Genomic DNA, 1,535 nt, shown 5'->3' with positions numbered 1-1,535 from the left:
GCCGGTCGGCCGCGCCGTGGCCAACTGCGGTACGGCGCGCAGCAGTCGGCGGGTGGTCCGTACCGCTCGTTCCTCCGCGTCCTCGAGCAGCCGGGGACGGAGGAGGCCCAGCCCAGCACCTCGCCGTAGAAGATGGCGGCGTCGAAGGCGTCGCGGGTGTGCAGACGGATGAAGGAGGGAGCCGCGTTGCGCCAGCGTTCCCAGCCGGACATCAGGTCGCCCTCCCAGATCCCGAAGACCGCCCCGTCCCGGTCGGCCAGCAGCGCGGCCCGGCCCGGGGGCAGCGAGATCGGGCCCACCGCGGTCGTGCCGCCACGTTCCTGGCTGCGCGAGACGGTGTCGTCGGCGGAGGCCACGGCGAAGAACGCGGTCCAGGCGACCGCCGTGTTCGCCACGAAGTCGACCTGGGCGACCCCCGCGACCGGAACCCCGGCGACACTCGCGACGCGGTACTGCTCGCCCAGCAGCGTGCCCGGGGCCCACCTCCAGCCCAGAACCGCGCTGTAGAAGCTCTGGGCGGCCCCCAGGTCGCGGGTGGTGAGACTGACCCAGCACGGCGCGCCGAACACCGCCTTGCTGGTGACGACACCGGTGTCGAGAGTTCCGTCGCTCTTCATCGCCACCCGTTCTGACGCGATCGGCCGACAACGGTCTCGCGGGGTGCGGGGCCCTCGTGGGGCTCCCGGACATGAGTTCAGCCGTGAGAGGCCCTCCGTACCGGAAGGCCCCCGACGGCGTCAGCAGCACCTGCGGATCCGCTGTCCCATCACCAACAGCATCTCCCGCTTCGGCGCCGCGCGCACCACACGAGCGTCAGACGCGCGGCCGTTCCAGGGTGAGCAGCAGGCCCTCCACGGCGCCGGGGCCTATGCGGCCCTTGACGTCCGCGGCCGTGATCGCCTTGAGCGCCCACCCGTCCTCGGCATGCTTGTTCAGGACCTTTTCCAGCTTGTCGCTGTCCAGAGCGTCGCCGATCAGCGATTCACGGAACGTGACGACCTTGTATTCGAAGGTGTACGGGGTGCTCATGGTTGCGGAGCTCTCCTGCGTGTCGGTTGGCATGACCGGGCCCACCCAATCACTCTTCGCGGCCGTGGCACAGGGGCGTACCGGACCGTAGGGACAGCTTTGTTGAAACTTCAGGAAGTGCCCTGCCGGGGAGGCGTCCTGACGGCGGGCCGGAGGGAGGAGCGCGGCCGAGCCGTCGTAGCGTGGACGAGGGTCTACGGAAGCCGTGACGGCGGATTCAGGGGGCGCGATGTGCTGGAGTGCGACGGCCGACCTGGTGGCCGGTGCCGGGGTCGCCGTGGTCGGGGTGGCCTGTGTGATCCGGGCACGGCGCCGTACGGATCTCCCGCTGGCCGCGCTGCCGTTGCTGCTCGGCGCCCACCAGATCGTCGAGGCCCGCGTCTGGGACGCCGGCGGAGGTACGGGGCCCGCCACCGTGGCCTGGGCCGTGATCGCCCTTCCGCTCCTGGCCGTGTGGGTGCCCGCGGGCGTGCTGTGCGCGGCGCCGAGCAGCGCCCGGCGCCGGC

General features: G+C 71.9%; 3 protein-coding genes. 1 reads left to right on the top strand and 2 read right to left on the bottom strand.

The window, feature by feature from the left end; all coding sequences use genetic code 11:
• Positions 1-617 (bottom strand): VOC family protein (locus ACWEBX_RS40455; protein WP_451889683.1); only part of this gene is annotated, 617 nt, incomplete at its 3' end.
• A gap of 196 nt (positions 618-813) precedes the next feature.
• Positions 814-1,029: a DUF4177 domain-containing protein gene (locus ACWEBX_RS40450; protein ID WP_103547584.1), complete on the bottom strand. Its 216-nt coding sequence runs from the start codon at positions 1,027-1,029 to the stop codon at positions 814-816.
• Positions 1,030-1,258: 229 nt separating this feature from the next.
• Between ACWEBX_RS40450 and ACWEBX_RS40445 the strand changes: the two genes are divergently transcribed.
• Positions 1,259-1,535 (top strand): DUF6629 family protein (locus ACWEBX_RS40445; protein WP_451889682.1); only part of this gene is annotated, 277 nt, incomplete at its 3' end.

Source organism: Streptomyces sp. NPDC005070, from assembly GCF_053600395.1.
Note: the sequence above shows the minus strand (reverse complement) of the source record. Positions and strands in the feature narration are given on the sequence as shown.